The following is a 26,825-nucleotide window of genomic DNA, read 5'->3' on the forward strand; positions in this document are numbered from 1 at the left end:
ACAGCAAAACCTTTTCTTATACATGTATATCCTGCATCGCAGCAAATTCATCTTCTGTAATAAGGACATCTCTTGGTTTTGTTCCGCGTGCTTCCGAAATAATCCCTTGCGCTTCCATTTCCTCAATAAGACGCGCGGCACGGTTATAACCAATACGGAATCTTCTCTGTACAGAAGATGTGGACGCTCCTCCTTGTTCCACAACAAATTGACACGCCTCAAAAAATAGCTCATCCTCAGATTCTTGTTGTTCCGTTTTTGCCAATAAGTCTTCTTGCTGGAATAAATAATTTGGCTTCATTTGACGTTTCGCATGCGCAACAGACTTTTCAATTTCCTCATCCGAAACGTATACCCCTTGCACACGAACCGGTTTTGACGTTCCATTATCTAAAAATAACATATCACCGCGTCCAAGTAATTTCTCAGCTCCGCCAATATCAATGATTGTACGAGAGTCTACTTGTGATGATACTGTAAAGGCAATTCGCGTTGGAATATTTGATTTAATTAATCCTGTAATTACATCTACAGATGGACGCTGCGTCGCTACTAATAAATGAATTCCACAAGCCCTTGCTTTTTGAGCAATGCGGCAAATCGCTTCCTCTACATCACCTGGTGCAACCATCATTAAATCAGCTAACTCATCAATTACAATGACGATATACGGCAACGTTTCTCCTGGAATTTCTTGTTCATTCATAATTGTATTATAACGTGATAGATCACGAGCACCTGCATGCGCAAACAATTCATAACGGCGTTCCATTTCATCAACTGCCCATTTTAAGGCTGCCGTTGCTGCTTTTACATCCGTAATAACCGGTGCAACAAGGTGAGGTACAGAATTATACGGTGCAAGTTCCACCATCTTCGGATCAATTAACATCAGCTTTACTTCATGCGGCTTCGCCTTATATAAAATACTTGTTAAAATTGCATTAATACATACACTTTTTCCCGATCCTGTCGATCCGGCAATTAAACCGTGCGGCATTTTTCGAATATCCGTAACAATCGGTGTTCCTGAAATATCAAGACCAAGTGCGACTGTAAGCGGTGATTCACTTTTCGTAAACACTGGACTTCGTAAAATTTCTCGAAGGAATACGGCTTTACTTTCTTTATTTGGTACTTCAATTCCAACCGCATTTTTACCCGGAATTGGCGCTTCAATTCGAATATCACGAGCCGCCAAGTTCAGTTTAATATCATCACTTAAGTTCGTAATTTTATTTACTTTCACACCAGGATCTGGCTGCACTTCAAAACGAGTAACAGCTGGTCCTTGCGTCACATTCACAACCTTTGCACCGATATGGAAGTTATGGAATGTCGTATTTAACAGCTCTTTTTGTCCCTCTAACCACTCAGCGTCATTTGTCGCTGAGTGATTTGGAATATTTAAAAGGGTTAATGGCGGAAATTCGTATGTTGGCGGCGCTTGTAAAACATTTCGAACATCTTGCACTGTTTCTACAACAACTCGGTGCGTCATTTCCTCTTGCACTGGCGGCTCAATATTTTGTTTTTGCTCAGGCCCTGTATGAGCGGGTTGTGTTGCCATTGCTACACGACGTTTTTCTTCTAACATCTGTTTATCTTGCTTCAACATCACTACATTAAACGGAACGAAACGTTTCTTCTCACGTTTTGGCTCTTCAATCACCTTTTCTTTTTGCTCCGCTTTCACTTCCGGCTGTTTCTTAGCTTGCGTTTCTTCTATTATTACATTGGCAAAGCTCTGTACAGCTTGCTGTGTTTGCTCATCAGCTTGAATAAATTTTTCCGTTTGTTCTTGCGTGAAACTTTCTGCTTTTGGTACTTCATCAAACTCTGCGGTAATCAATTCTTCCATGTCTAGTGATACATCCACTACTTCTGTTTCCTCGGATACTTCAGCTTCAAATGATTCTTCTATCTCTACAGATTCCTCTGCTACAGGTGTTTCCTCTTGAATAACAGATTCTTCTACGATTGAAGTTTCTTCTTGCATATCGGAGTCTTCCATTATTGAAGATGTTTCTACCACTAGCTCAAACTCTTTACCTTCTACAGTTGATTCTTCCAGCTCGGCAAATTCCTCTGTCTTCAGATGTTCTTCGGTAGTAACAAATTCTGCTACTTCGCTTATTACTTCTTCCGTAAGTTCTTCTTCAAGTGACTCTTCTATCTCTACAGATTCCTCTACTTCTTCTGTCATTTCTTCCATAACAGATTCTTCTGTCACTTCACTTATTACTTCTTCCGTAACAGATTCTTCTGCTACTTCACTTATTACTTCTTCCGTAACAGATTCTTCTGCTACTTCACTTATTACTTCTTCCGTAACAGATTCTTCTGCTACTTCACTTATTACTTCTTCCGTAACAGATTCTTCTGCTACTTCACTTATGACTTCTTCCGTAACAGATTCTTCAAGTGACTCTTCTATCTCTACAGATCCCTCTACTTCTTCTGTCATTTCAAATCTTGTCTCTATAACAGTAGATTCTTGCACTTCACTTTCAGATGTATGAATTTGCTCAGTAACATCTTCAAACGTATCTAGCTGTTCCTCATGGCTATGTAACGCCGCTTCGTTTTTCTCTAGATTCACAACCGATTTACTATCTTCCTTTTGCTCTCCATTCGTTTTCACAATGGTAGATTCAACTTCTGTTAATCCATCTTGTGATGAATCAGAACTTATATAGCCATTCTTCTCTAACCACGCATCAACAACTGATTTTCCTTCCATTGATATTTCAATATCTTCTCGTTGTTGTTGCTTACTTTCTTCATTTTCTTTTTGTCTTGATTGTGGACGATTGTATCCAAAAACGGGTGAAAGCATTTCTGATGGGCGGAACGGTCTTCGATTAGTTTCAACTTTAGAAGTAGGTTTTACCTTCTCAGTACTTGGTTCTATATATGTCATTTCTTGCACTTCTTCTACTCGTCTTGATCGGCGCCGTTCTCTAATCGGGCCTTCTTGTATAGCGAGCTTTTCTAGACGAGATGATTCTTGCGTACTTTCGTCAAATCCATTATCAGGAATTAACGGGAAACGGAAATTACTACCCGAATTTGGTTTAGACGCTTGCAGGTCAGCTTCTCGTTTATCAGAGTAGTATTTTACACGAGGAATCTGAGAAGTAACCTTTTTCTCTGCAGGTGTTTCTATTGTTTTTAATGCTGTCGCTTCATTTTCTTCCTCTTTTTTAAAAAGCTTTTTCATCCAATCTAACATGCTTACCACTCTTTCTACTAAATAGTAACACCCTTTATTGTATCAGCATTCGGCAAAAAGTGCAGATGAAATTGCTTTCATTTCATTTACAGAAAAATAAAAAATATTATTAAATAAAAATGGCTCCATCTAGGATGGAGCCAAGAAAAAATTACCTTTTACTAACCCGATAACCCTCAACACTATCTGCTACACTTTGCAGTAAAGAACGTAAATAATTCACATCTGATAGTTTTCTGTCTTCTTCTGGATTTGACATAAATCCTAGTTCTAATAAAACCCCTGGTACCTCAGCCCAGTTAAACCCAGACAAATCATCACGAAATTTAATCCCATTTACTTGTACGCTACTGTTTTCCTTCACTTTATTCACAATAAACTCAGAAGCGGTTAAACTCTCTTGATAAATGTTTTTTGTAAAAGCATTCTCTTTTGACGGCGTTAACACCGCAAAACCCTTTTCTGCTGCACTTTCCGAACCATCTGCATGAATTCGTAAAAACAAATTCGCATGATGCTCATTAGCAATTGCCGCTCGTTCTTTATTACTCATATTCACATCATGTGTCGTTCTTGTCATAACCACTTCAATGCCTTTTGCTTCTAACATCTCTTTTAATAGAACAGCTGCTTCTAAATTTAGTTCATACTCTCGCTTTTTCGTTACAACTCCTGTTGTTCCATCTGTTACTTTATATTTTTGTTTTGTTGCCCCTGGGCCAATTGGCTCTAATTCCAAATTCGCTTTTCGTTGGTGACCTGGATCAATACATACAATAAACTTTGTTTTTTCCCTGACAGGTGCTGGTGCTGGCTCTTCTTTCACTTGCTCCGCTTTCGGTTCATTGTTTTGTACAGAACTTTCTACACGAGGAGGCTCTTTTTCCTCTTGCTTAGGTGATGTTTTTGCCGCTTCCTTCGTGCATCCCATCATACAAAGTGCAGCTATCATCATTACAGAAATATTTTTTATGTACTTCATATTATCTCCCTATCTATGAAAAGAATTTCTTATGTACTCCATAATTTCATCTATATGATTCATAATACAAGCAGGATTCCAGGTGCTCATCCCTCGCTCTGCAATATACACATGTAAATTCTGTATATCTACAAAAACAGGATTACCAAGGTCCGTATCATATCCAATCACAAACCAGCTTTCTTGCCAATTTCCTTCTCTTTCTCCTATTAATGAATTTCCTTTCTTATCATACCGATAACCAACTTGCCCACCTTCAAATTCTTGTTTATGAAATAGATAAATTTCTAACGATTGCAATTCAATATCATGAATACGAGATGTTTGAATGAGTTGAAGTAGTTCGTATACTTTCGGATGCTGCATCATGCGATATACCTCTTTTCATATTTTTCTAGATTTTACCTAATGTGACTTAGAAATACAATTCTTTTACGGGAGAAAATAGAATGTTTGTGTATCGTAGTTGTAATCAGCATATCCAAACTCGTCAAAGGGTTTTATCCCGCATTAACGGGCAGTAAGGACTGGGGAAGCACAAAGGAGAAAACTGCCCGTAAAAGCCCGATTGGCTCTACTAACCATCAGTGAGAATAGCGTCACTGATGGTTAGTAGAACTTTATCCTGTGTCGAATCGCCGATATGTAGGTGGACAAACAAAAAAAGAACTGACTCCGTAAGGTACCTACGCACCTTATGAGGTCAGCTCTTTTTTATTTAGAATTTAAACTCTTGTCCAACTTCGTAGCTGTCTTCAAGTATAAGAATTCCTTTTTCTTGCGGAGCATCTGGAAGCTCTAATTCACGTGCTGAGCAAATCATACCGGAAGATGGAATGCCGCGAAGTTCTGCTGGTTTGATTAACATACCGCTCGGCATTACTGCACCGATTTTCGCAACTACTACTTTTTGACCTGCGTCAACGTTTGGAGCACCACATACGATTTGTAATGTTTCTGTACCAACTTCTACTTTACATACGTTTAATTTATCCGCATTTGGATGCTTTTCTTTTTCTGCTACGTAACCAACAACAAATTTAGGTGAAAGATCCGCTTCTACTGTTTCTGTAAAATCGTTCTTCGCTAAAATTTCATTGATCTTTTCAACAAGCTCTTTCGTTAATGTAAGATTGCCTGTTTCTGATATTTCCATATAAGAAGAAGCATTAAAAATGTTGAATCCTGCTGTTACATTACTTTCACGATCGAAAACGCGCGCTACATCTCCAATACGTTCAAATGTGCGGTTTTCTAATGTAATGTCTTGTAGGGCAACAATTAATGTATCCCCAATACCTTCAAGGTTATAAAAAACGTTCACTTTGTTCATCCTTTCTCTTTTTCACTTCGTTCGTTCCGATTTTTCGCCAAAATAAAGATTGGTTCGAAATTACCATCTTCATATACGAATGAAAGTGATGTAATCGGAACATGACCTTCTGCAAAAAACTTCATTGTCATTTGTGCAATAATATCATAACCGATTTTGTTCACGATATCAGCAACAATTAATACATCTTGGTGCGGAACTGCAACAACCATATCACCAGAAATTTGGTTACACATCTCTCGTAATAATGAATCGTTTAAAATACGGCTCGCGTCATACCCGTCATTTGTATTTAAGAAATAAAATGTATTTCCAGCAACTTCATCTTGCTTAAATTCAGTGCGTAAAGAGCGCACGTTGAACAATGCCATTTCACGCACCTGTTCTTCTGTCATCCCGATTTGCTTTAGCAAGCGCTGATCAATAAGCCGGTATGTTTTATCTGAATCTAATGCATAGTAAATACGTGTTTCTGCTGTATGTTCCGTCATGACAAACGGATTTCCTTTTTCTGCTTCTTTCGGAAAAGAAGTGGAACGGATTACAGGCAAAATTTTCGCAGTACTTGTTACTTCTTTATGCATCGCAACGAGAGCTTCTTCTACATAATAGACAACTTCTTCAATTGCCTTCTCTTTCTGTACCTCCCACTTCGCTACAATACCTGGAAGAGAAATCGTAATTCCCTTTTTCGTATTTATTTGTTCAATGCGAAGTGTTTCCTTTTCACTATCGTACTGAAAGCTCCACTCTGCTCGTGCAAGGCGCTTCATCAATTCGTCTTTCATCTTCTTACTCGTCATTTTCATATCGTTTACCTCCCTTCCGAAAAAAACAACCCCCACATATGAAGATAGAGGTTGTTTTCAGTTTCAGTTTATTTTAAACCTTCAATGAACTCTTCAATTTGCTCTTGTGTTTTACGATCTTTGTTTACGTAACGGCCAATTTCTTCTCCCTTATTGTAAGCGACAAAGCTTGGAATACCAAATACGTCTAATTTGATGCATAAATCAATATATTCATCGCGGTCTACATAATAGAAAGAGAACTCGCTATATTTTTCTTCTACTTCTGGCATAAATGGATCGATAAAGCGGCAATCTGGACACCAATCTGCTGAAAATAAAAAGATCACTTTCTCTTCGTTTTTTAATTCTTGAAATTGCTCTATACTTTCTAATGCTTTCATCTATAATTCCTCCCTAAAAAGAAGTATGTATTTACTAATTAAGTTGCTTCCATGTAGATTAAAACATGCCCGCTACTTGCTTTCTACCTTTGTTTTAACCCTTTCATGTGGAAAAAAATGGATCAAACCACTTCTATGCAGGGTCAGATGCTCTCGGCCACCTAAAAAAGAGGGTTTTTAATTTGTATTTATATACTACCATACATGCGATACGGTGCAAGGTTTATGCTTTGCTTCTGTCATACATATATTGTCCAACTAATAGCTTCATAACATGCACAAACAAGTCCGTCCGATCAACATAATTGTTTGTAAAAATACCAATTGCTCCTTCATTGCTGCGAATGTCACGTTGCTTCGTATAGTCTTCCATCACCTCGCTTAATTCTTTTCCTTCTTCAAGAGGCTGAATAAACTCATCTGGCAGTTTCATACGTGCTCCGCCTGCTGTAAATAGCTTGCCTTCTTTCGTTGCTAAAGCACCCCAGTTGCACATAAACAAGCCATGGTCTGTATGCATTACGCCGCCTTCTAAACCAATTCCAATATCCGCTTTTCCTTCTGCTAATGCTAGTTTTGCTCGGTTACTTGCCCCTTGCAATGTTTCTTCATCTGAAAATGGTTGCGCAGACACATGAGACGGGACAGCCAATGAAACAATTTCTGCTTCTGTAAGCACTTGCTTGACCGCATTTATTTTCACTTTATTTTTTGATCCAACTGCCACTTTCATATTTTCACCTCAAAATTCAAAAAGAAAAGGCCACATTTGGCCTTTCCTTATTAAGCATTTTCTTTAATTGTTTCAAATGTAGTTTTATCTGTCGTTTTTACTAACTGAATCAGCAATTCTTTCGCTGCCGCATAATCATCGATATGTAAAATCGAAGCATGCGTATGAATGTAACGAGCACATACACCAATCACCGCAGATGGTACTCCAGAGTTACTTGTATGTACGCGTCCTGCATCTGTACCACCTTGTGATACGAAATATTGGTACGGAATGTTATGCGTTTCTGCTGTATCTAAAATAAATTCGCGAATGCCGCGGTGTGTTATCATAGAGCGATCATACAAGCGAAGGACAGCACCTTTTCCAATTTGACCAAACTGCGTTTTATCTCCTGATGCATCGTTTGCTGGGCCTGCATCTAACGCATAAAAAATATCAGGCTCGATCATATTCGCAGCTGTTTGCGCACCGCGAAGGCCGACTTCTTCTTGCACTGTTGCACCAGAATATAGTGTATTTGGCAGTTTTTCATCTTTTAATTCTTTCAATAGCTCAATCGCAAGACCGCAGCCATAACGATTATCCCAAGCTTTCGCCATTATTTTCTTTGGATTTGCCATCGGTGTAAACGGACAAATTGGTACAATTTGTTGGCCTGGTTTCACACCAATTTCATGGGCTTCCTCACGACTATCTGCACCGATATCAATTAACATGTTTTTTATATCCATTGGTCTGTTACGTTGTTCATCACTTAATAAGTGCGGAGGAACAGAACCTACTACACCGATAATCGGGCCGTTGTCTGTCATAATTTGTACACGCTGTGCTAGCAATACTTGGCTCCACCAACCGCCTAATGTTTGAAAACGAACCATTCCGTTTCTCGTAATTTGCGTTACCATAAAGCCTACTTCATCCATATGACCAGCTACAAGAACGCGCGGGCCATTTTCGTCACCCTTTTTCAAACCGAAGATACTTCCTAAACGATCTTGTACGATTTCATCTGAGTATTTGCTTAGTTCTTGCTTCATAAAACGGCGCACATCATGCTCAAATCCTGAAGCACCTTGCAGTTCTGTTAACGTACGAAATAGTTCCATTGTCTCTTTATTCATCGCGGTATCCTTCCTTCAATCCAGTAATAGAATTACTCTTTTCATTGTAACGAAATTTTCGAAATCTTTCTAGTTTCTTCTTTTTTTATGTAATTTGATTTATACTTATGGGGAAAACTTTAACAGGATAGAGGTGAATGTATGAACTGGAAAAGCTTACTAGCGGGTATTGGTTTAGGTTTTGCAGCTGGATATGTTGTTGCAAATAAAGTACAAGAACAATCCCACATTTCTTCTGAAAAAGCATTAAAAATGGTGAAGCAAGCATTAAGTCATAAAGGTGAAATTACAGGTTCTTGGGTACATATGGTTCCCGAGACGTTTGAAAAATATGATGTTACTTACGATGTATACCGCGGTGGTATTACAACATTACTACACGATGTACAAGAACGATTTGAATTTTTAGTAGATGCAAAAACAGGTACAATCTTAGAAGTAAAAGTTGCTTAATACGAGATGCAGATTGGTTTTAAATCGTTCTAGCATCAAAAAGCTTGGATTACATGTACATCCAAGCTTTTTGATTTCTATCTCTCTACATAAGCCGACTTTTTCATAAACAGAACTTCGCTAATTGCTCACCCCAAGATGATAATTCCGTTTCCATGAAACCTGCCTTTTGGTAAGCAAATTTTGCTGCAAGATTTTCAGGATGATACCCTATCATAATAAGTGGAATATTTAAATCATTCATTCTCCTTATTTCTTCAATAACCAATTTTATAGCATGTACTCCTATTCCTCTTCCTTGGAAACCTTTATCAACCATCAGTCTGTAAATCCAATAATTATTATCGTCGCAGTCTATCCCAAACATAGTAAAACCTACGATTTCGTTATCAAGATATATTCCTTTTGCATGGAAATTGTCTAGAAACTGCACCTCTGCAATTGAATACAAGTTGGAAGCGATAAATGGTTGTTGCTCTTGATTCACTGATAATTGAATCGTATCTTCCCAATTACTCTTATCGATCGTTTTTAATGATATATGTTTCAATATAATGCTCCTTTACAAGAATATTTCCATAGTCTTCTTGTCGATTTCGTACGTTTAAGTCGTTACACAATCATTTCAAAAGACCAAATCGAATCGTGATTTGGTCTACTAATTCGTATACGATTTACATCGTTTCTGTACCTTTTGTTATATTCTTTCGATAATAGTTGCCGTTGACATCCCATGTCCGATACAAATTGTAAGTAAGCCGTATTTTCCGTTTCTTCTTTCTAATTCATGAAGCAGGGATGTCATCAATTTCACACCTGTTGCTCCAAGCGGGTGTCCTAATGCAATCGCACCGCCGTTCACATTTACTTTATGTAAATCTGCTTCTAGTTCTTTTTGCCACGCAAGAACAACAGAAGCAAATGCCTCGTTAATTTCGACTACGTCCATATCATGAATTGTTAAATTTGCTTTTTGCAGTACTTTTTTTGTTGCTGGAATGACACCGTCTAGCATTATTGTCGGATCTGAACCAACTACAACTTGATTCACAATCCTTGCCCGTGCTTGAAGCCCTAACTCTTTCGCCTTTTCACTATCCATTAACAAAATGGCCGCTGCTCCATCACTAATTTGACTTGCATTTCCTGCTGTAATTAATCCATTCTCTTTAAATACAGTCTTTAAATTTGCTAATGCTTCAAGAGAAGTGTCTGCTCTTGGTCCTTCATCGTTTGTAACGAGTATTGCATTGCCTTCTTTATCTATCCCATTCACTGGGACAATTTCACGTTTAAAGTACCCTACTTCTATCGCCTGTAGTGCACGTTGATGACTTTCATAAGCGTAGCTATCTAGCTGCTCTCTTGTAATTCCATATTTTTCAGCAATCATTTCTACTGAAACACCTTGATGTACAAATTCATATTTTGCATGAAGACTACTCGGAATCGTATTTGCATTGCCATCGCTTAAAATTGGCACTTTCGTCATATGCTCAACACCAGCGGCAATGGTAATATCCATATCACCAGATTTAATTTCTTGCGCTGCAAAATGGATTGCTTGTTGTCCCGAACCGCATAGACGGTTAATCGTTACAGCAGGAACAGTAATCGGAAAATTCGCTTCTAAAGCAGCAAGTCTACCAATATTAAAGCCTTGCTCAGCAACTTGTGTCACACACCCCATGACAATATCTTCTACCATTCCTTTTTCTATATTGGCACGCTTCATCACTCCATCCATCGCAACTGCAGCAAATTGTACTGGATGGAGTTCACGAAACGCACCGTTTCTTTTTCCAACTGGTGTACGTACCGCTTCAACAATTACAACTTCTCTGTTCATATTCTCTCTCCTACTTTCCCTTTTTCATAATTATAGAAACCTTTTCCTGTTTTCCTTCCAAGATGTCCTGCCTCTACAAGTTTCACAAGCGTTTGCGGAGCGCGGAATCTATCACCAAACGCTTCACTTAAACCTTGACTTGCAAATAACATCGTATCTAACCCAACATAATCCGCTAACTCAAATGGCCCCATCGGATAATTCAGGCCTAATTTAATCGCTTTATCAATTTCTTCTTTACTGCCTATCCCTTCTTCATACATACGCATGCACTCTAACAAATGCACCGCAATCGCTCTCGAAGTGACAAACCCTTGCATATCTTTCACAACAACAGTTTCTTTGCCAATCTCTTCTGCTAACTCTTTCACCGCTTGTATCGTCGTTTCTGTTGTATCAACTCCTCTCACAATTTCAATCAGTTTCATCACAGGTGCTGGATTAAACCAATGCATTCCTAACACCTTTTCTGTGCGATTTGTCGCACTTGCAATCGCCGTCACACTTAATTCAGATGTATTTGTCGCAAGAATAGTCGACTCGGAAGCATAGCTATCTAGCTGTTTAAAAATCTCTTTTTTTAACTGTAAATTTTCTGGAGCAGCTTCAATAATAAGCTCTACATCTTTACATGCTTCTTCTAGTGTTATAGTAGACACAATATTCGCAAGAACTTGCTCTTTCTCTTCTTCACTCATCCGCCCAGCTTTCACGAAACGTGCTAGGCTTGTTGTAATCCCCTTGTATGCTTTTTGTATACTTTCTTCTGACACATCATACATTTTCACGCATTTTCCGCCCATCGCTAATGACTGAACAATACCACTTCCCATAATCCCAGCACCGATCACCGCAATATTTTGAATCATCATTTCCCTCTCCTTTCATTACAACCCCATACTTTTTGCAATAATATTTTTCATAATTTCATTTGTCCCCGCATAAATGGCGCTTACGGGAATATCTCTGTATCTCCTTGCAATCTCGTATTCTTCCATATAGCCATATCCGCCGTGTAGCTGCATACTTTCTGCTGCTACTTTCTTCGCAAGGTCTGTTACCCACCACTTGGCCATCGACACTTTCGTTACAATGTTTTCTCTTTGCATATGTGCTGCAATACATTCATTCACAAACGTGCGGCCAATTTCAATTTCTGTATACATTTCAGCAAGCCTGAATTGGACAGTTTGAAAATCACTAATACTTTTCCCGAATGCCTTTCGTTCTTTTACATAGTCCTTTGTTAAACGAAGCATTACTTCAGCCGCTGTTATGGCCGCAATTGCGACAATGAGGCGTTCTTGCTGTAATTTGTTCATTAAATAATAGAAACCCTTTCCTTCTCCCCCTAACAAATTAGAAGCAGGAACTTTCACATCTTCAAAAATAAGTTCCGCTGTATCTTGACTATACAATCCAACCTTTTCTAGTTTTCTCCCTCTCTTGAATCCTTCCATTCCTCTTTCTAAAACGAGTAAACTAATCCCTTTATGCGCCGGCTTTACAGTTGTATCTGTCTTGCAAACAACAACGACTAAATCTGCATGAATCCCGTTTGTAATGAATGTTTTTTCACCATTCACAACATAATGATCTCCTTCTTTTCGCGCCGTTGTACGGATAGCTGCTAAATCAGAGCCTGCTCCCGGCTCTGTCATCGCAATGGCAGTAATATATTCTCCGCTCACACACTTTGGAAGCCATCGTTTCTTTTGCTCTTCTGTTCCATATGCCGTCAAATACGGAACGACAATATCATTATGTAAACCAATTCCCACTAAACTAGAACCAACCTTTTCTAGTTCTTCATTAATTACTACAGAGTATCCGAAATCAGCTTCAGCTCCGCCGTACTTCTCTTCTACCACCGGACAAAGAAAACCGTTCTCCCCCACCTTTCTCCAGAAAGACCGCGGAATGATACCGTCTTTCTCCCACCGGTTATAGTGCGGATACGCTTCCTTTTCTAAAAATTTTCGGAAGGCATCACGGAAAATGTGATGCTCCTCCTCTAAATAGGCATGCTTCATCGTATTTTTTTCACCTCTGTCCCTTGATTACGTAAAATAAACTTTTGAATTTTCCCGCTCGCATTTCTCGGCAGCTGCTCCGTAAATACATACCGGCGCGGGCGTTTATAATCAGCTAGTTTATCGCTTTGTTTACAATATTCATCCAACATTTCTTCTGTGAGCGACCCATCCTTCGAAACAACGTACGCAACAACGCGTTGCCCCCACAGGTCATCCTTCTCCCCCAATACCGCAACATCTAACACACCTTCATGCGTGTACAAAAAGTCCTCTACCTCGCGCGGATAAATATTTTCTCCGCCGCTCACGACCATATCATCAACACGATCGGCCACGTATAAATACCCATCTCTATCTACATAGCCTAAATCTCCAGAGTGGTACCAACCTTTATATAAAGCCTTTTCCGTCGCTTCTTGCTTGTTGTGATAACCCGCCATCACACATGGACCTCTCATAATGATTTCTCCAATTTCATATGGAGGTAACACATCATCCGGCTCAGATGGTCCATCATCGTTTGGGCGAACAACGCGAATTTCATGATTATATCCAGCCTTTCCTGCCGATCCAACTTTTGAAAGCTGCTCATGCTCCCGTAAAAATGTAACGGCCGGTCCCATCTCTGTCATGCCATAAGCTTGTACTAACGAAACGTTCAACTTCTCATCGCAAGCTTTTACAAGCGCAGGTGCCATCGAAGCCGCTCCGTATAAGCCGTATTGAAGCGATGATAAATCATACTGTGATAAATCTTCCTGCAGCAGCATATTCCACATTGTCGGTGCAGCAAACATAACCGTCACCTTTTCATTTTGAATCGTCTCCAAGACAAGCTTTGCATCAAAATGATGAAGAATGATATTTGTCGCACCACTATGCACTCTCGGAATAAAACAACAATGAAGCTCTGCACAGTGAAACATCGGCGCTGTTACAAGGCCGCGGCTATTTTCCGTGTAATGTAAATAAGCAACGCCCATCAAACTTTGATCAATGATCTCCCTATGGCGATGAAGCACACCTTTTGGCTGCCCTGTCGTTCCACTCGTATACATAATGGAACAAATGTCATCTTCATTGACTTCTACTTTTTCAAAATGCGGCGTAGCATTTGCTACTTTTTCTTCATAAGAAACAGAAAATGATGGTTCATTTTGATTGATGTACCAAAACTGAATGTGAGGAAATTGTGTATGAATGCTTTGTACTTGAGAGGATATTTGCTGTTCAAAAAGTACGATTTTAGGAGAAGCATCTTCTAATATATAGGTAAGTTCTTGTGGTTTTAATCGAAAATTGATGGGATTAAATATAGCTCCTATTTTGGCACAAGCAAAACACGTCGTCGCTAGCGCGCTACCATTAAAAAGAAATGTCGAAACGCAATCACCCTTTCGAATCCCGCTTTGTTGAAGTGCATGGGCAAGTTTGTTTACCTGCTCGTTCCATTCTGCATACGTCCAACGAATCTGTTTTTCAGGCTCAATAATCGCTTCCTTATTCGGATAACTTCCAGTCGTTAATTCTAGTAGTCCCCCAATGGTCATATACACGATATCTTCCCCCTTATTTATTAAAACGCTTTCATTTTTTTTGCTATCTTCCTATTAAAAACAAGATAACTTGGGGATTATTATAACAATTTTCAGAACACTTTACGGGTGAATCTTTCGACAAATAGAGACAACTACGATTCGCTTTAACGAAAAAAGAGCTTGTTTTAACCAAAATTCATTAAAACAAACTCTGAACATATTTTACATATATACAGTTTAAGCTTTTGCTAATTGTCGCTCTTTTTTCGGAGAATAACTCATTCCTGCAAATACGAGAAAAATGCCAAGAAGTTGATACAAATCAGGGCGGTAATGCAAAATCGTAACATCTAGTAAAATTGCGACAATCGGATCCACAAAGACCAAAATCGCAATTGTTTGAGCCTTTAATTCTCTTAAACTACTAAAGAACAAATAAAACACAAATCCGGTATGAATAAATCCTGTCACAAGGATATAAAACCAATTTTCAGCAGTAAGATGCATAAATTTTGACCAATCCACAAATGGAATCAATATGATAACACCGAGGCTCGTTTGAATCACGGTTGTTAACAACGGGCTAAGTAGTTGAATTCCCTTTCCTGTGATGGAAGTAAGCGCATAGAAAAATGCTGCAGCAAATGCCCATAGTACACCTGTGGATAAAAATTCAGAAACGGTTGTATGTTGATGAATCCCTCCAACTAACAATGTACCGACGAAGCAAACAAAGAAAAAGAACAATCCTGTTCCAGTTATTTTTTCTTTAAAGATCACAGAACCTAAAAGAAGCACAATCACAGGTGCTAAATGATAAATCGATATCGCGACAGTAATGGGCATAACTTCAATAGAACGAAAGAAGAAGACCCAGTTTATAATAAGAAACAATCCACATAGTAAGGCAAGTCCGTACTCGCGGCGTGGCGTAAAGTTTTCCTGTTTCATTGTGAATGTGTGAAAAAACCATATTCCCCCTAACAAAACGCTTGCACAGAGACATCGTACAAATACCAATTCAATCGATGGGAGACCTGTTTTAATTGAAAATAGACCGATAGAACCAAAGATAGCCATAGAAGCGACAAATTTTAATTTCGCATACATGTAACTCCCCCTAAAGTAGTCATAGTTATAACGACTATTGTTTTGTGCGAAAAAACAGCTCTATATGAAGCTGTTTTTTCCTGTCATAACATGAATTAAATCTTCCCTTTTCTTCCATAGCTCATCTAACTTTTCAGGACCGAATGCAGTTGTAATTTCTTCTACCATAATGTCATGGCGGATGTATTCGGTAGCAATTAGAACGAGTGCAGGATCAGTTGACTTCACAGCCCACTCTGAACCTCTATCGCTAAACTTAGCAATTAACGCTTCTTCTTCATCTCGAACGAGAATCGTCAAATACCCGCCCATCCGTTTACTAACAATGTCCGGTGCCATATAGTTATGATGATACGTGTTTCCTAGCGTTTTATCTTCAGCTCCAAATAAAACTGTAAAAATAGGGATTGATCCTTCTTTCTTACGAACAGCTTTTTCAATGTCCTTCACAATAGGAGACCAAATTGATAACCAAAGTTCTTTGTTTGCCTCTCGAATCATTGAAAGCATTTCTTGAACAATATGTTCATACTGAACAATTCTCGTTACAACATCTATCTTTTGATCACTTTCTAACGTGGTAAGAGACGATTCTAGCACCTCTAATGATGCATCCATCTCTTCTTTCAGACGAGCAAGCAACAACTTCGGCTCAACAGGTTTATAGACAATTGGATCAGAAGGCACCGTTTGAATCGCTCCTTTATCAAGCAATTTTCCTAATACCTCATAAATCATAGAACGAGGAACACCGGAACGCTTACTTAATTCATAACCAGTGATGGCAGGTGATTTCAATAAACCGATGTAAGCCTTACACTCGTATTTTGAAAATCCATGTTTTTGCAATTCGGCAATTGCTTTCTCTTCCATAAGCCCTCCTAATAGTAGTTATTGTATTAACTACTATAAAACATCAGAAATAAAATGTCTATATTTTCAGACTCTTTAAACACAAAAAAGTATCAGTCAGCATAGACCGATACTTTTATTCATACGAACTATCTTTTCCTTTGTACAATGGCTTCGTATTCGCAAATCGAAATTTATCCACAGGCATCACTGTTTTCTTTTCTTCAACTGCTGAATCTTGTTTTTTCTTTGGAATAGGCATAAACCTTGTATCGAGTCGTTCCTTTATTCCTTGAACCATAAGATTTAAAACAAAAATCGATATTGTAAAAGCTACTAACGGCGCCAATATAATCCACGGTGCTGTTAATAATTCATTTTTGTTCAATCCGATTAACCCCGACCACTCATTTGTAAGGGAAAACGCAGTAGGTGGACCTCCGGAAGGATCCTTTACCATTTTTCTTCCACCAATTAATACTTTAAAAAAGCCCATATGTATGAGTAGCGTAAATAATTGAACAGCCTGTTGCAGGAACAAAATCACAAGAATCTCTTTCAAAAAGAGCCAAATATGCTTTCGAAACAAATAAAATTTTCGAGCACCAAGCACAATGGCGCTTGTAATATATTCTTTTTTCATAAAAAGATTAATCTCTTGGCTAATGTAAAGAATGAGATTTGGCAATGTGACGATGCAAAGAATGAGAAATTGCTTAATAACAATAGATTCCTGAAAGCCCGTATGCTCACTTTGGATCATTAGCGGCATCATGAACAAATTAACTAAAACAACTGTCGGAACATAGAAATACACCTTACATACTTTTTCAATAAACTTTTGTAATGAATCGGGTGTATATGCTAATAAACTCCCCAATAAAGTTCCTACTAATAGTTGAATAAAACAAATTCCAAACACAAATAAGATCGTAAACTTTGCGCCAATAATAAGTTTAAAGAATAAGTTATACCCACTTCGATCCGATCCGAAAGGAGGCATCACCAAAGGATTAAACGGTGCACTTTGTGAAACATTACCGTCAGCATCTTTGATTAACACCTGCGTCTGAGAATACAAATCTTTTCCGTACCATGTGAATAAAAAACTAGCTAACACAAGTCCGCCGAAAAAAGAAAGGCCAATCCAAAAACGTTTAGAATGGAACATGCTATTTTTCATTTGCAAGTCCTCCTGTCGTACGCTTCACTTGAAAATGAGCAATCGTAAACACAATGTAAAATGGAATAAATAATAAAAGGATCCATTGTGCTATCGTTACAGGATTTAAAACAAATGGCTTTAAAATAAATGACATGTATCCATTAATATTGAAAGCAGCCTCCACTAGCAGTAGACTTGAAATCATAACTAGAAAAGTAGATTGTAAATGATTAAATAAATGATAAATTACATTTCGAAACAAATGAACAAATACAATATATTTTCTACTTAACCCCTTTGCACGGGCAAATTCTACATATGGCTTATTCTGTTCATCCAATAAAAACAAAACCATAATCCGAAAGAAGTGAAGAGCAGGCACAAGACTCATTGTCACAATCGGTAAGAAATAAGCTTGTTTACTGCCGAACGCGTAAATATTTACGAAATTGATTCCCGTTTGTTTATATACCCAAACAAAAAATATTTGCAGCATAAAAATTAATAGCAAATCAGGAATAGATTCGATCAGCACTAAACATCGCTCAATTGCTTTTTTCACTTTCAAAGATGACAGTACATAACCAAAAGATAGACACGTAGCAATTAAAACTGTTAAACATGTAGATGCTAATAGAATAATACCTGAATACATATACGGTTCCCAAATTATATCCCAAAACGCAACTTGGCGCATAGCCATAGGATTTCCAGCATCTCCATGGGTAAATATCTGTTGTAAAAACGTAGTAAAACTAAGAGGATTGTTCCCTAAAAAAACAAATGGCACATAACTAATAACCATAATAACGACAATGCAAATGCAAAATTCTATACATTTCTCAATGAAAAACCCCTTCATTTTGAATCTCCTCGCATCGTGATTTATTACATCAAATAAGACAACCCTTCGTTACACTTCGCTCGTCACTTCTATTTCTTTTCGTTCTAACTTTTCTACCATATGCCCCTCTTCATCCCACTTCACCGCACAGTAATAGGCATCATGATAGAACGTAAACCACGCATTCTGCTCTATACCGTACTTCATCCACTTTTGTTTATTTTCAATAGACGTCATCGGATAATCATCATACGCCATAACCCACAGTACATTTTGGTGCGCATGCGTTGGTAGTAAATCTGCTAAATGAAGGAATGTTTCATTTTTACTTTGCGCAACAACAACGGCATGTCCATCACTATGACCGCCTGTATGAACCATTCGGATTTCATCTGTAATGCGTACTTCTTCTGTAAATGTTTGGACTTGATGCACAATTGGCTCCCAATTTTCTTTCCAATATGTATTGCATGAGCGGATATTCGGATTTCTCATTTCATCCCATTCTGTTTGTGATACATATATTTTTGCATTCGGAAACGTCGGAACCAGCTTTTCACCTTCCCATTTCGTTAAACCAGAGGCATGATCAAAATGAAGATGCGTCATTAATACATACTGAATATCTTCCGCTTTTAATCCGAGCTGAGCAAGCGATTGCTCAACAGATGACTCTTCTGTTACTCCTTGATTTCGCTTCATCTTCTCATTCATTTTGTTGTTGCCTATCCCTGAATCGATAAGCATATTTCCATCTTTCGTTTGCAGCAGCAATGGATCTGTTCGTAGATAAATTTGGTTTTTATCATTATGACTATATTTGCGTGACCAAAGCGCTTTCGGTACAACGCCAAACATTGCACCGCCGTCTAAATGTGTATTTCCTCCTCGCAGCCAGGTTACTTGTATATCACCAATTTTCAAATATTCCATTTTCTGTATCCCCCTTTTCTTTTATGTTATCATATAATTCAGAAAAATAATAAATTATCCAATAGAAGCAGCTCTTACAACATATAAAAGGAGAAATATGATGAAGCTAACAAACGAACAAGACATTATCCGATTAGTAAAAGAAGATACATGGATGATGGATATATTACAAACTGCTAAACAATTACAGTTACCCGATTGGTGGGTATGCGCTGGATTTGTCCGTTCAAAAATATGGGACACTCTGCACGGATTTGAAGAAAGAACACCCCTTCCAGATGTTGATGTTGTTTATTTTGATGCTGAAAATATTGATGAATCCGCAGAAAAGAAATACGAACAACAACTACTGAATATGTTTCCAAATGTACCTTGGTCTGTAAAAAACGAAGCAAGAATGCACATCATTAGCAACATGCCACCCTTTTCTTCTTCAGTAGATGCTATATCAAAATTTCCAGAAACAGCAACGGCACTAGGTTTGAAATTAAATGAACAGGATGAAATTGTACTTGCTGCTCCTTGGGGCGTGCAAGACGTCATTAACTTAGAACTAAGGCCGACTCCTTATTATGAGGAAATGAAAGAATATGCAAATATTTATGTAGAACGTGTACAGAAAAAGAAGTGGGAGGAGAAATGGCGTAAGGTGAAGGTTTTTTTCCTCTAAATTTTATATAGAAACATGAAGAACGCTATTCTTTCAAAAAGAATAGCGTCTTTCATTCTATTAGATTAAAGTATGCCCACCTTCAACATGCAGAACTGTTCCTGTAACAAATCCGTTCTGCATAGCATATAGTACAGCTTGTGCAACATCTTCCGCCTTACCTACTCGCCCCGTTGGAAGTTTGTTCCCTAAGTCAGTATAAAATTTATTACGCGCTTCTTCTGCCATTTTGCTGCGTGACGGTGTATCAATAATTCCTGGTGAGACAACATTTACGCGAATTGGTGCTAGTTCTAGCGCTAACGTTTGACCAAGGTTAGAAACAGCCGCATTGACTGCACCAAGTGTTGCCGATCCAATCATAGATTTATAAGCGACAACTCCGGAAAATAAAGTGATGGAACCATTATCAACAATGTTTTGGGCACCATATTTCGCTGCATAAAATTGTCCCCAAAATTTATTTTCAAATAACTGACGTGCCGCGGCTGTATCTGTATCGATAAAAGAGCCTCCAGATGTTTCTGCTGCTGTAACAACTAAATGATCAATTGTGCCTACTTGTTTAAAAAAGGATTGTACTTGTTGTTCTTGTGTCGTATCAAGCACATGAATTGTTACGTTTCCTCCCAACTGATCCTTTGCTCTTTGCAGTTTTTCCTCCGAACGACTAGCAATGATAAGCTCAGCACCTTGCATGATTGCTAGTCTCGCTGTTTCTAAACCAATTCCAGAACTACCACCGATAATGACAATTTTCTTGTTATTTAACATGTTCATTTCCCCCAGTTTTTCTTGTTTTGTTTTACTGAGGTTATTGTAATTCTATAACTTTCTTTTTTGAAGTAGTGATATTTAATTCATATAGTTACCTTTTAGAAAGTTTCTTTTTTACAAAGGATGTACCTCTAAAAAAATTTCCTGTATTTACATCATCTATTTACTTTATCGACAAACTCACTAACCGATTTCACATATTCATCGTCAAATAACCCTCTTGGATCAAAAATGGATTTCACCAACATGCCAAATTCCGAATTTACATATTGCGGTTTCAACATAGAGTGATTTGCTTCAGGTAAATACGATACCGACAACAAGTCTTTCCGTATTTCCTTTTGGTAAACTTCCATTGTGTTTTTTACATCTACATTTTCATCACGACCACCAACAATTAACTTAACAGGCTTTTTTGTTTCAGAGAGATCCTTTGTTGCATCGCTATTTACATTCTTTTTAATAAAATTCCATCTTTCTTTTGAGATATCGCCTTTATTATTCGTTACGTTTTGGTATTCTTCATAATTACTATTTTTCAAAAGTAATTCTAGAACTTTTTCATTCGTTGATTGATTTCTTCTTTCGTTGCACCTGCACTAGTCATACTTTTTTCCGTATAGTACTTTCCTTGCTCGATCCAATTAATTGCAGGTGACACTAAAATACTAAATGAAACATCATCACTAGCATTTGCTACTTTAGGGACAACCCATCCACCTTGACTCGCCCCCCATACACCTATTTTTTTAGAATCAATATCAAGGTTTTTCTTTGCCCATTCAATCACTTCGATTACTTCATTTGCGCGCTCTTCCATCGATTGATCTAGCCAATCTCCACTTGATTTTCCAATACCAGGCTTATCCCACGCTAAAGAAGCATATCCCTTTTTCGCTAATTCCTCCCATAAAGGTAAATAACCATCATCATACGTTGCATTTACAGGTCCATCACCATGAACAAAAATAATTAATCCCGGCTTTTCTTTTTCTTTAGGTAAGGCGAGGGCACCATGTAAAGTAGTTTCTTTCGTTTGAATCGTTACTTCTTCTTGCTTCATATCATAAGAATGTTGGTAAAGAACCCATCCTGCCAATCCTAGTATTACAATTCCTAACACGAGTAAAATCTTTTTCATTTTTTCCTCCTGTTATTAAAACATTCTTCTTTTCGCCAAATAACATGATGGTTCAATGCGAAAAAGGATGCTAATTAAAAAGCATCCCTTTTTATATTATTATATTTTTTCACACATATTCCCTTTCACAACATGAATAAAGATTTCTTCTATAACATTAATCCGAACCGCTTTAATTCAATGAAAATATGTTCTAAACGTTTCCCCTTCTCTGTTAATGTGTATTCAACACGCGGTGGAACTTCTGGATATACCGTTCTTTCCACAATTCCTTGCGCTTCCAGTTCCTTCAGACGAAGCGAGAGCGTTTTTGGGCTAATTCCGTCCATTGATTTTTGCAAGTCACTAAACCGCATCGTTCCTTCAATAAGAAGGTCTCGAATAATTAAAAACGTCCACTTTGTCCCGATTACATCAAGTGTTTTCGCAATGGGACAAATCTGCCCTGGTGTTCCCTTTGTTAATTTGATTGGCTCCATGTTACTCATTGAACCACACTCCTAAAATTTTTTTCGATTCATTTCCCTTATGTTATCACAATTATATCTTTAGGGTAACTATATGAAATAAATATCACTACTTCCCAAAATAAATTAACTATACATACAATATCATTAACAACTGAATCTATTTACAAAATAAGGAGGTTATAAAAATGAGTATGAAAAACATAGCTAGTGTCATAAGCATCTTCGGAATCATGATTTTGATAGCAGCGTGTCATACGCAAACATCAGAATACAAAACTTCTGCACCAGCCAAGAAAGATATTCAACTGTTGAAGGATTTTCCTCAACCTAAATCGATGACAATCGATCCTTCATTGGATAAACAAAAAGCTACGGAGATGGTTCAGGCTGCGCAGCGCTTTTATGCATTTTGGAATACTGGAAATGACGCTCTAATCCCGCAAACTGTTACAGACAATTTTTTTGATAACACGCTGCCGAAAGGACGTCCTCAAGGGCCAAAAGGCCTAACATTTGCATCAAACAATTTCCGTAAAGCCGTTCCCGACTTACAGTGTAACATCGAGGATTTAATAATAACTGGGGACAAAGTAACAGCTCGTCTATCATTCACCGGAACACATAAAGGTAATTTTGGAGAGAAACAACCAACTGGCAAAGCTATTCATTTCTTTGCTATCGATATTTTACGAGTGAAAGATGGAAAAATCATTGAAGATTGGCACTTAGAAGATAATCTAACACTTATGCAACAACTCGGCGCTGTACCGGAAAATTAATTGAAACACATTATAAAATAAAGGGGAAAACTACAATGAAAAATATAATGATTATAAACGGCCATCAAACCTATAGATCAGCAGAAGGAAAACTAAACAAAACATTGACGGACAACATAGTGAATGTATTAAGTGCAAATCACAATGTCCAAACAACGATCGTTCAAAACGGATACAGTATCGAGGAAGAACAGCGTAAGTTTTTATGGGCTGATATCGTCATCTTTCAAACGCCTATCTATTGGTTCAATGTACCAGGATTACTAAAAACATATATGGATGAAGTGTATGCTTACGGATTATTTTTCAAAGGATCTGAGCAATATGGAAGAGGCGGCTTATTAACTGACAAGCATTATATGTTTTCAACTACATGGAATGCTCCTGCACAAGCATTTAACAATCCAGCACAATTCTTTGGAGGAAAGAGCTTAGAAGAAGCACTCAGTCACTTACACCGTACACAAGATTTTATCGGTATGAAACCGTTAAAGAGCTTCGCTTGCTATGATGTAATCAAAAATCCAGATATTGATAGATTTGTATTTGAACTGAATACACATCTAGAAGAGGTATTACCACTTTAATTCATATTTAGAGAAGCCCGATCAGATCGGACTTCTCTAAATATATATCTATTTTGATTGTACCTGTTTTTGATTTCTTTCTAATTGAGCTGTGATACCAGCGCGGTCAATTTGAATCCAGTACTCCACAATTTTCCCGCCTTCTACACGATACACCGCGCTCGCTAACTGAATGATAGGAAGCCCGGTTGGTTGAAATCCATCAACTTCACCAATATGAATACCTGTTTGTTTCCATCGAACATATACACGATCCTGCTGAGGCCCTAACAACTCTTGAATTTCTAAAGTAAACGTTCCATAAGCATCCAACATCTCTTGTACATGATCCGCATAATCCATAGGAGATCTTTCAACTGTTACTTCATCTTCAGCTTGAACTTGATGAGCCAACACTTTTTCTGCCATAAACTCCGTTACTAGATGTAGATTACGTCCTGTTCGTATTTCTTCAAAGAATCTTCTGACTACAACTTCAGGCATCATTTCACAATCTCTCCCTCTCAAGTTATAATTTTACCCTCACATTATAGCATCAATATTTTTCTATATCATTTACTACGAATCCAACAAATAAATATATATCGCCTATTTTTTGTCTTAAAAATAGTAATCCCTCACTATCAATCTAACCAGAAAAAATATGAAAATTATTATGAAGGATACGATATTCATTTGTTCTCCGAAAGAATTTACCCCAAAGTATTTAAAATTCATAAAGAAAAACGCTATTCTCCCAGGGTAAAAATAGCGTTTCCTTATTTAAATGTAAGAAAAAGTAAATTGTGATTTATTTCGTCTCCCAGCCAAACTCTTGTTACTTAATCGTTCCCATTCCACCAATGTCTACCTTTACATTAACGTTTACATCCCCCTTTGCCAATGCCTGATTCCAGTTATTTTGAACTTTTTTCCATTGTGGGTATGTGTAGGTTCTTGCATAAATTCCAAGGCCAATCGGATCAATTTCAGCAGCTTGTATTTTCTTTATGAGTTGCTTGAAATCAGCTTCCATCTTCGTTTCAATCGCCTTTTGTAATTTTGCTGCGTCCTTTCTTGTATTAAATGAAAAAAGCCGTTCTGTAATACCGATTTTCATCTTTATATCTATATCAAATATAAAATAATTATCATACCTTACCTTCGTCTTTACTTTCATACTTTGAGAACTAAAACTTATCCAATCTTTATCATGGTTATCGGATTTTACCTTAATTGGAATTGTAAATGGAAACTCACCTTTCGTTTCGTGCTGTAAAATGCGTAACAATTTATTTTCATCAGATTTTAACGTTAATTTGTATCTGCCTTTTTCGTCCAACAACGCTGTACCTGTCAGCCATAGTTTCTTCTTTTTTTTCATCTCAGTAATACTTGCTGTTATTCCTTTGTCTATCGTTTGTTCATGCAATTTTTGAAGAGTTGTTTTTACGGTGATATTTCTTAAATAGGCGGTATCAACTAGTTTTGTTAAATATAAAGGAAGCCGTGGCTTATCCTTTGAATTATAATAGATGATGTCCGAAACAGGCCCGTCTACAGCAATCACTCTTGTAGTGACTGTGTTTTTGGGATCCCGGTAAAATGGATCGAGATACTTTTCCCAATTTTTTTGTTTCATTAACCGTTTTCCAACTAAAAAAACCTGTGTCTTACTTCCCGAGGTTAGCGCCATAACTGTGGCATCAAATTTATCCCTAGAACTTCGAACCGTGAAAGATTTCACACCATTATTTTCTTCTTTTATCTTTGCTTCTTTATTAAAAACAGGACTTGACATGTACACCAATAAATTATCATTTTGATCTAAATCTATACCAAGTATAAGAGTTAAGGAAACATCTTCAACATTCGTTTGATCAAAGCAGCCAGTCATCATAAACACCAATAACAAAATGCAACATAATACCTTTCTTTTCAATGTATCCCCCCCTGGCGATACTTCTCATATACCCAGCTATACAGCCATAAAATAATAGGTGATATATACGTCAATCCTAATCCAGCATTCGATACTGCTTGTTGCCATGTTTCAGATTGATTCCAACTAGGATGAGTCCAAAATATAAAGCCAATAATGAGCAACAGTAGAACAACGAGGTGAGAGCTATGGTCTTGCTTCCCTAGTAATTGGCTAGAACAAAATACAGCGCAGTATATACAAGGCATCCAAGCTGTGGAAACAACAATTAAATAAACAGCTAATAAAACCATGTCAAAACGTTCTAAAAAACGAAATTCAATTACTTTCAGTAAATTTAAGACAGGTTGATTAAATTCTGTAATGCTGTCAGGACTAAAATAGGAAAAACAAACAAGAGTAGCAAATAAATAAAATAACATCGTCAAAGTATTTGCAATAACAATTCCATGAACTGCATACTGTTTTTTTTGTAAAAAGGGATATAAAAAGAACGCGATATCAAACCCTAAAAAAGTAAAAATAGTAGTCGGTACAGCCATTAATACTGGTTTCCATCCTTCTTTTAAGAGTGGAAAGAACGGCAGCCAACTCCCGCCTTCTTTTAGCGGTATCAAAAAAAACAAGGGGACCCAAATCATCATATAAAAACCAAGTTCACAGTATCGTCCTAAAATGCGAGGACCGTTGCGTACAACAAGAAATGTAGGAATGGAAAACAAAAAGATAATGATATAGTCAGGCGTTTTCGGAAGAAGCCATCCCTTAAGATAAAGCAAAGCGTTCACAAGAATGATGCAAGAATAACAAGCAAAATAGATCATGTAAATGACAGCTAGTGCTTTCCCAACTATTTTTCCAAACAGTCGTATAAGAATGTCATAGAGCGTATCTTCTGGATATCTTGCAGATGTTTTCACGATAAAAATACCGGATATTGTGGAGAAGATCCAGCCGATAAGGATAGCGATCCATCCATCTGTTCCAGCTTTTTCAGCAATTACTCGCGGAAGAGATAAAACGCCAGTTGCTACCTGCATTCCGTTAATTAAAAAAATATACTGGAGAAGTGTGATGTCATTATAGGCATACTTTTTCATA

At 37.6% G+C, this 26,825-nt stretch carries 29 protein-coding genes; 4 read left to right on the forward strand and 25 right to left on the reverse strand.

All coding sequences use genetic code 11. From position 1 onward, the window contains the following. Nucleotides 1-16: 16 nt before the first annotated feature. From PLX19_RS10210 to PLX19_RS10245, 8 genes are all read right to left on the reverse strand, one after another. Nucleotides 17-3,235: a DNA translocase FtsK gene (locus PLX19_RS10210; protein WP_272188451.1), complete on the reverse strand. Its 3,219-nt coding sequence runs from the start codon at nt 3,233-3,235 to the stop codon at nt 17-19. A 151-nt stretch (nt 3,236-3,386) separates the two neighbouring features. Beyond that, a complete protein-coding gene (locus tag PLX19_RS10215) occupies nt 3,387-4,217 on the reverse strand; it encodes an N-acetylmuramoyl-L-alanine amidase family protein (RefSeq protein ID WP_272188453.1) in 831 nt (276 codons plus the stop codon). Between the two features lie 9 nt (nt 4,218-4,226). Continuing rightward, a complete protein-coding gene (locus PLX19_RS10220) occupies nt 4,227-4,586 on the reverse strand; it encodes a thiamine transporter (RefSeq protein ID WP_272188455.1) in 360 nt (119 codons plus the stop codon). 349 nt (nt 4,587-4,935) lie between these two features. After that, entirely contained in the window at nt 4,936-5,550 is a 615-nt protein-coding gene (gene ytpR / locus PLX19_RS10225; protein ID WP_272188457.1) for a YtpR family tRNA-binding protein, read from the reverse strand. Beyond that, nucleotides 5,547-6,359, reverse strand: coding sequence for a DUF1444 domain-containing protein (locus PLX19_RS10230; RefSeq protein WP_272188459.1), 813 nt, complete (start codon nt 6,357-6,359; stop codon nt 5,547-5,549). The genes ytpR and PLX19_RS10230 overlap by 4 nt, the downstream gene beginning before the upstream one ends. A gap of 68 nt (nt 6,360-6,427) precedes the next feature. Then, entirely contained in the window at nt 6,428-6,742 is a 315-nt protein-coding gene (locus tag PLX19_RS10235; protein ID WP_272188461.1) for a thioredoxin family protein, read from the reverse strand. A 223-nt stretch (nt 6,743-6,965) separates the two neighbouring features. Continuing rightward, nucleotides 6,966-7,475 carry a DUF84 family protein gene (locus PLX19_RS10240; RefSeq protein WP_272188463.1) on the reverse strand — a complete coding sequence of 170 codons (510 nt, stop codon included), beginning with the start codon at nt 7,473-7,475 and terminating at the stop codon, nt 6,966-6,968. Between the two features lie 50 nt (nt 7,476-7,525). Then, nucleotides 7,526-8,599, reverse strand: coding sequence for a M42 family metallopeptidase (locus PLX19_RS10245; protein ID WP_272188465.1), 1,074 nt, complete (start codon nt 8,597-8,599; stop codon nt 7,526-7,528). A gap of 141 nt (nt 8,600-8,740) precedes the next feature. Between PLX19_RS10245 and PLX19_RS10250 the strand changes: the two genes are divergently transcribed. Continuing rightward, nucleotides 8,741-9,052 (forward strand): PepSY domain-containing protein, encoded by a 312-nt coding sequence (locus tag PLX19_RS10250; protein ID WP_272188466.1) that lies wholly within the window; start codon nt 8,741-8,743, stop codon nt 9,050-9,052. Between the two features lie 103 nt (nt 9,053-9,155). On the opposite strand, the gene PLX19_RS10255 is transcribed toward PLX19_RS10250, so the two are convergent. From PLX19_RS10255 to PLX19_RS10300, 10 genes are all read right to left on the reverse strand, one after another. Then, nucleotides 9,156-9,602 carry a GNAT family N-acetyltransferase gene (locus tag PLX19_RS10255; protein ID WP_272188467.1) on the reverse strand — a complete coding sequence of 149 codons (447 nt, stop codon included), beginning with the start codon at nt 9,600-9,602 and terminating at the stop codon, nt 9,156-9,158. A gap of 147 nt (nt 9,603-9,749) precedes the next feature. Further along, nucleotides 9,750-10,901: a thiolase family protein gene (locus PLX19_RS10260; RefSeq protein ID WP_272188468.1), complete on the reverse strand. Its 1,152-nt coding sequence runs from the start codon at nt 10,899-10,901 to the stop codon at nt 9,750-9,752. Next, nucleotides 10,898-11,770: a 3-hydroxyacyl-CoA dehydrogenase family protein gene (locus PLX19_RS10265; RefSeq protein WP_272188469.1), complete on the reverse strand. Its 873-nt coding sequence runs from the start codon at nt 11,768-11,770 to the stop codon at nt 10,898-10,900. The genes PLX19_RS10260 and PLX19_RS10265 overlap by 4 nt, the downstream gene beginning before the upstream one ends. Nucleotides 11,771-11,788: 18 nt before the next feature. Beyond that, entirely contained in the window at nt 11,789-12,934 is a 1,146-nt protein-coding gene (locus PLX19_RS10270; RefSeq protein ID WP_272188470.1) for an acyl-CoA dehydrogenase family protein, read from the reverse strand. Further along, nucleotides 12,931-14,493, reverse strand: coding sequence for a fatty acid--CoA ligase (locus PLX19_RS10275; protein WP_272188472.1), 1,563 nt, complete (start codon nt 14,491-14,493; stop codon nt 12,931-12,933). The genes PLX19_RS10270 and PLX19_RS10275 overlap by 4 nt, the downstream gene beginning before the upstream one ends. 219 nt (nt 14,494-14,712) lie before the next feature. Continuing rightward, nucleotides 14,713-15,585: a DMT family transporter gene (locus PLX19_RS10280; protein ID WP_272188473.1), complete on the reverse strand. Its 873-nt coding sequence runs from the start codon at nt 15,583-15,585 to the stop codon at nt 14,713-14,715. A 60-nt stretch (nt 15,586-15,645) separates the two neighbouring features. Continuing rightward, nucleotides 15,646-16,458 carry a TrmB family transcriptional regulator gene (locus PLX19_RS10285; protein ID WP_272188474.1) on the reverse strand — a complete coding sequence of 271 codons (813 nt, stop codon included), beginning with the start codon at nt 16,456-16,458 and terminating at the stop codon, nt 15,646-15,648. Between the two features lie 115 nt (nt 16,459-16,573). Further along, on the reverse strand, nt 16,574-17,620 hold the full coding sequence (locus PLX19_RS10290) for an ABC transporter permease subunit (RefSeq protein ID WP_272188476.1): 1,047 nt from the start codon (nt 17,618-17,620) through the stop codon (nt 16,574-16,576). Further along, nucleotides 17,610-18,464: an ABC transporter permease subunit gene (locus tag PLX19_RS10295; RefSeq protein ID WP_272188478.1), complete on the reverse strand. Its 855-nt coding sequence runs from the start codon at nt 18,462-18,464 to the stop codon at nt 17,610-17,612. The genes PLX19_RS10290 and PLX19_RS10295 overlap by 11 nt, the downstream gene beginning before the upstream one ends. A 51-nt stretch (nt 18,465-18,515) precedes the next feature. Then, nucleotides 18,516-19,379, reverse strand: coding sequence for a YtnP family quorum-quenching lactonase (locus PLX19_RS10300; RefSeq protein ID WP_272188480.1), 864 nt, complete (start codon nt 19,377-19,379; stop codon nt 18,516-18,518). A 100-nt stretch (nt 19,380-19,479) separates the two neighbouring features. On the opposite strand from PLX19_RS10300, the gene PLX19_RS10305 reads away from it, so the two are divergent. Continuing rightward, a complete protein-coding gene (locus PLX19_RS10305; RefSeq protein WP_272188482.1) occupies nt 19,480-20,049 on the forward strand; it encodes a nucleotidyltransferase family protein in 570 nt (189 codons plus the stop codon). Between the two features lie 60 nt (nt 20,050-20,109). On the opposite strand, the gene PLX19_RS10310 is transcribed toward PLX19_RS10305, so the two are convergent. From PLX19_RS10310 to PLX19_RS10325, 4 genes are all read right to left on the reverse strand, one after another. Then, on the reverse strand, nt 20,110-20,823 hold the full coding sequence (locus PLX19_RS10310; RefSeq protein WP_272188483.1) for an SDR family oxidoreductase: 714 nt from the start codon (nt 20,821-20,823) through the stop codon (nt 20,110-20,112). Nucleotides 20,824-20,981: 158 nt separating this feature from the next. After that, the gene (locus tag PLX19_RS10315) at nt 20,982-21,368 is read right to left on the reverse strand and encodes a hypothetical protein (RefSeq protein WP_272188484.1); all 387 of its coding nucleotides are present in this window, start codon (nt 21,366-21,368) and stop codon (nt 20,982-20,984) included. A gap of 8 nt (nt 21,369-21,376) precedes the next feature. Then, nucleotides 21,377-21,967: an alpha/beta hydrolase family protein gene (locus PLX19_RS10320; protein WP_272188485.1), complete on the reverse strand. Its 591-nt coding sequence runs from the start codon at nt 21,965-21,967 to the stop codon at nt 21,377-21,379. 149 nt (nt 21,968-22,116) lie between these two features. Continuing rightward, the gene (locus PLX19_RS10325) at nt 22,117-22,455 is read right to left on the reverse strand and encodes a winged helix-turn-helix transcriptional regulator (RefSeq protein WP_272188486.1); all 339 of its coding nucleotides are present in this window, start codon (nt 22,453-22,455) and stop codon (nt 22,117-22,119) included. 212 nt (nt 22,456-22,667) lie between these two features. Here PLX19_RS10325 and PLX19_RS10330 point away from each other — a divergent pair, with 212 nt between their 5' ends. Together PLX19_RS10330 and PLX19_RS10335 are read left to right on the forward strand one after the other, a co-directional pair. Continuing rightward, the gene (locus PLX19_RS10330; RefSeq protein WP_272188723.1) at nt 22,668-23,216 is read left to right on the forward strand and encodes an ester cyclase; all 549 of its coding nucleotides are present in this window, start codon (nt 22,668-22,670) and stop codon (nt 23,214-23,216) included. A 35-nt stretch (nt 23,217-23,251) separates the two neighbouring features. Continuing rightward, entirely contained in the window at nt 23,252-23,803 is a 552-nt protein-coding gene (locus tag PLX19_RS10335; protein ID WP_272188487.1) for an NAD(P)H-dependent oxidoreductase, read from the forward strand. 48 nt (nt 23,804-23,851) lie between these two features. On the opposite strand, the gene PLX19_RS10340 is transcribed toward PLX19_RS10335, so the two are convergent. From PLX19_RS10340 to PLX19_RS10350, 3 genes are all read right to left on the reverse strand, one after another. Further along, the gene (locus PLX19_RS10340; RefSeq protein ID WP_272188488.1) at nt 23,852-24,289 is read right to left on the reverse strand and encodes an ester cyclase; all 438 of its coding nucleotides are present in this window, start codon (nt 24,287-24,289) and stop codon (nt 23,852-23,854) included. Between the two features lie 331 nt (nt 24,290-24,620). Continuing rightward, nucleotides 24,621-25,724, reverse strand: a complete 1,104-nt coding sequence (locus PLX19_RS10345; RefSeq protein WP_272188489.1) for a Ger(x)C family spore germination protein — start codon at nt 25,722-25,724, stop codon at nt 24,621-24,623. Beyond that, on the reverse strand, nt 25,721-26,824 hold the full coding sequence (locus PLX19_RS10350) for a GerAB/ArcD/ProY family transporter (RefSeq protein ID WP_272188491.1): 1,104 nt from the start codon (nt 26,822-26,824) through the stop codon (nt 25,721-25,723). The genes PLX19_RS10345 and PLX19_RS10350 overlap by 4 nt, the downstream gene beginning before the upstream one ends. Nucleotide 26,825 lies beyond the last annotated feature (1 nt).

The sequence above is a fragment of the Bacillus sp. BP-3 genome, from assembly GCF_028401955.1.
In the GTDB taxonomy this organism is placed as follows: Bacteria; Bacillota; Bacilli; order Bacillales; family Bacillaceae_G; genus Bacillus_A.

Excerpts from the sequence above, each read along its gene's own strand:
- PLX19_RS10340 (WP_272188488.1), bottom strand. The coding sequence starts at position 24,289 with ATGATGCCTGAAGTTGTAGTCAGAAGATTCTTTGAAGAAATACGAACA.
- PLX19_RS10220 (WP_272188455.1), bottom strand. The coding sequence starts at position 4,586 with ATGATGCAGCATCCGAAAGTATACGAACTACTTCAACTCATTCAAACA.
- ytpR (WP_272188457.1), bottom strand. The coding sequence starts at position 5,550 with ATGAACAAAGTGAACGTTTTTTATAACCTTGAAGGTATTGGGGATACA.
- PLX19_RS10310 (WP_272188483.1), bottom strand. The coding sequence starts at position 20,823 with ATGTTAAATAACAAGAAAATTGTCATTATCGGTGGTAGTTCTGGAATT.
- PLX19_RS10270 (WP_272188470.1), bottom strand. The coding sequence starts at position 12,934 with ATGAAGCATGCCTATTTAGAGGAGGAGCATCACATTTTCCGTGATGCC.
- PLX19_RS10285 (WP_272188474.1), bottom strand. The coding sequence starts at position 16,458 with ATGGAAGAGAAAGCAATTGCCGAATTGCAAAAACATGGATTTTCAAAA.
- PLX19_RS10215 (WP_272188453.1), bottom strand. The coding sequence starts at position 4,217 with ATGAAGTACATAAAAAATATTTCTGTAATGATGATAGCTGCACTTTGT.
- PLX19_RS10335 (WP_272188487.1), top strand. The coding sequence starts at position 23,252 with ATGAAAAATATAATGATTATAAACGGCCATCAAACCTATAGATCAGCA.
- PLX19_RS10265 (WP_272188469.1), bottom strand. The coding sequence starts at position 11,770 with ATGATTCAAAATATTGCGGTGATCGGTGCTGGGATTATGGGAAGTGGT.
- PLX19_RS10245 (WP_272188465.1), bottom strand. The coding sequence starts at position 8,599 with ATGAATAAAGAGACAATGGAACTATTTCGTACGTTAACAGAACTGCAA.
- PLX19_RS10290 (WP_272188476.1), bottom strand. The coding sequence starts at position 17,620 with ATGAAAAATAGCATGTTCCATTCTAAACGTTTTTGGATTGGCCTTTCT.
- PLX19_RS10295 (WP_272188478.1), bottom strand. The coding sequence starts at position 18,464 with ATGAAGGGGTTTTTCATTGAGAAATGTATAGAATTTTGCATTTGCATT.
- PLX19_RS10235 (WP_272188461.1), bottom strand. The coding sequence starts at position 6,742 with ATGAAAGCATTAGAAAGTATAGAGCAATTTCAAGAATTAAAAAACGAA.
- PLX19_RS10210 (WP_272188451.1), bottom strand. The coding sequence starts at position 3,235 with ATGTTAGATTGGATGAAAAAGCTTTTTAAAAAAGAGGAAGAAAATGAA.
- PLX19_RS10300 (WP_272188480.1), bottom strand. The coding sequence starts at position 19,379 with ATGGAATATTTGAAAATTGGTGATATACAAGTAACCTGGCTGCGAGGA.
- PLX19_RS10260 (WP_272188468.1), bottom strand. The coding sequence starts at position 10,901 with ATGAACAGAGAAGTTGTAATTGTTGAAGCGGTACGTACACCAGTTGGA.
- PLX19_RS10320 (WP_272188485.1), bottom strand. The coding sequence starts at position 21,967 with ATGAAAAAGATTTTACTCGTGTTAGGAATTGTAATACTAGGATTGGCA.
- PLX19_RS10350 (WP_272188491.1), bottom strand. The coding sequence starts at position 26,824 with ATGAAAAAGTATGCCTATAATGACATCACACTTCTCCAGTATATTTTT.
- PLX19_RS10305 (WP_272188482.1), top strand. The coding sequence starts at position 19,480 with ATGAAGCTAACAAACGAACAAGACATTATCCGATTAGTAAAAGAAGAT.
- PLX19_RS10240 (WP_272188463.1), bottom strand. The coding sequence starts at position 7,475 with ATGAAAGTGGCAGTTGGATCAAAAAATAAAGTGAAAATAAATGCGGTC.
- PLX19_RS10280 (WP_272188473.1), bottom strand. The coding sequence starts at position 15,585 with ATGTATGCGAAATTAAAATTTGTCGCTTCTATGGCTATCTTTGGTTCT.
- PLX19_RS10325 (WP_272188486.1), bottom strand. The coding sequence starts at position 22,455 with ATGAGTAACATGGAGCCAATCAAATTAACAAAGGGAACACCAGGGCAG.
- PLX19_RS10330 (WP_272188723.1), top strand. The coding sequence starts at position 22,668 with ATGATTTTGATAGCAGCGTGTCATACGCAAACATCAGAATACAAAACT.
- PLX19_RS10250 (WP_272188466.1), top strand. The coding sequence starts at position 8,741 with ATGAACTGGAAAAGCTTACTAGCGGGTATTGGTTTAGGTTTTGCAGCT.
- PLX19_RS10230 (WP_272188459.1), bottom strand. The coding sequence starts at position 6,359 with ATGAAAATGACGAGTAAGAAGATGAAAGACGAATTGATGAAGCGCCTT.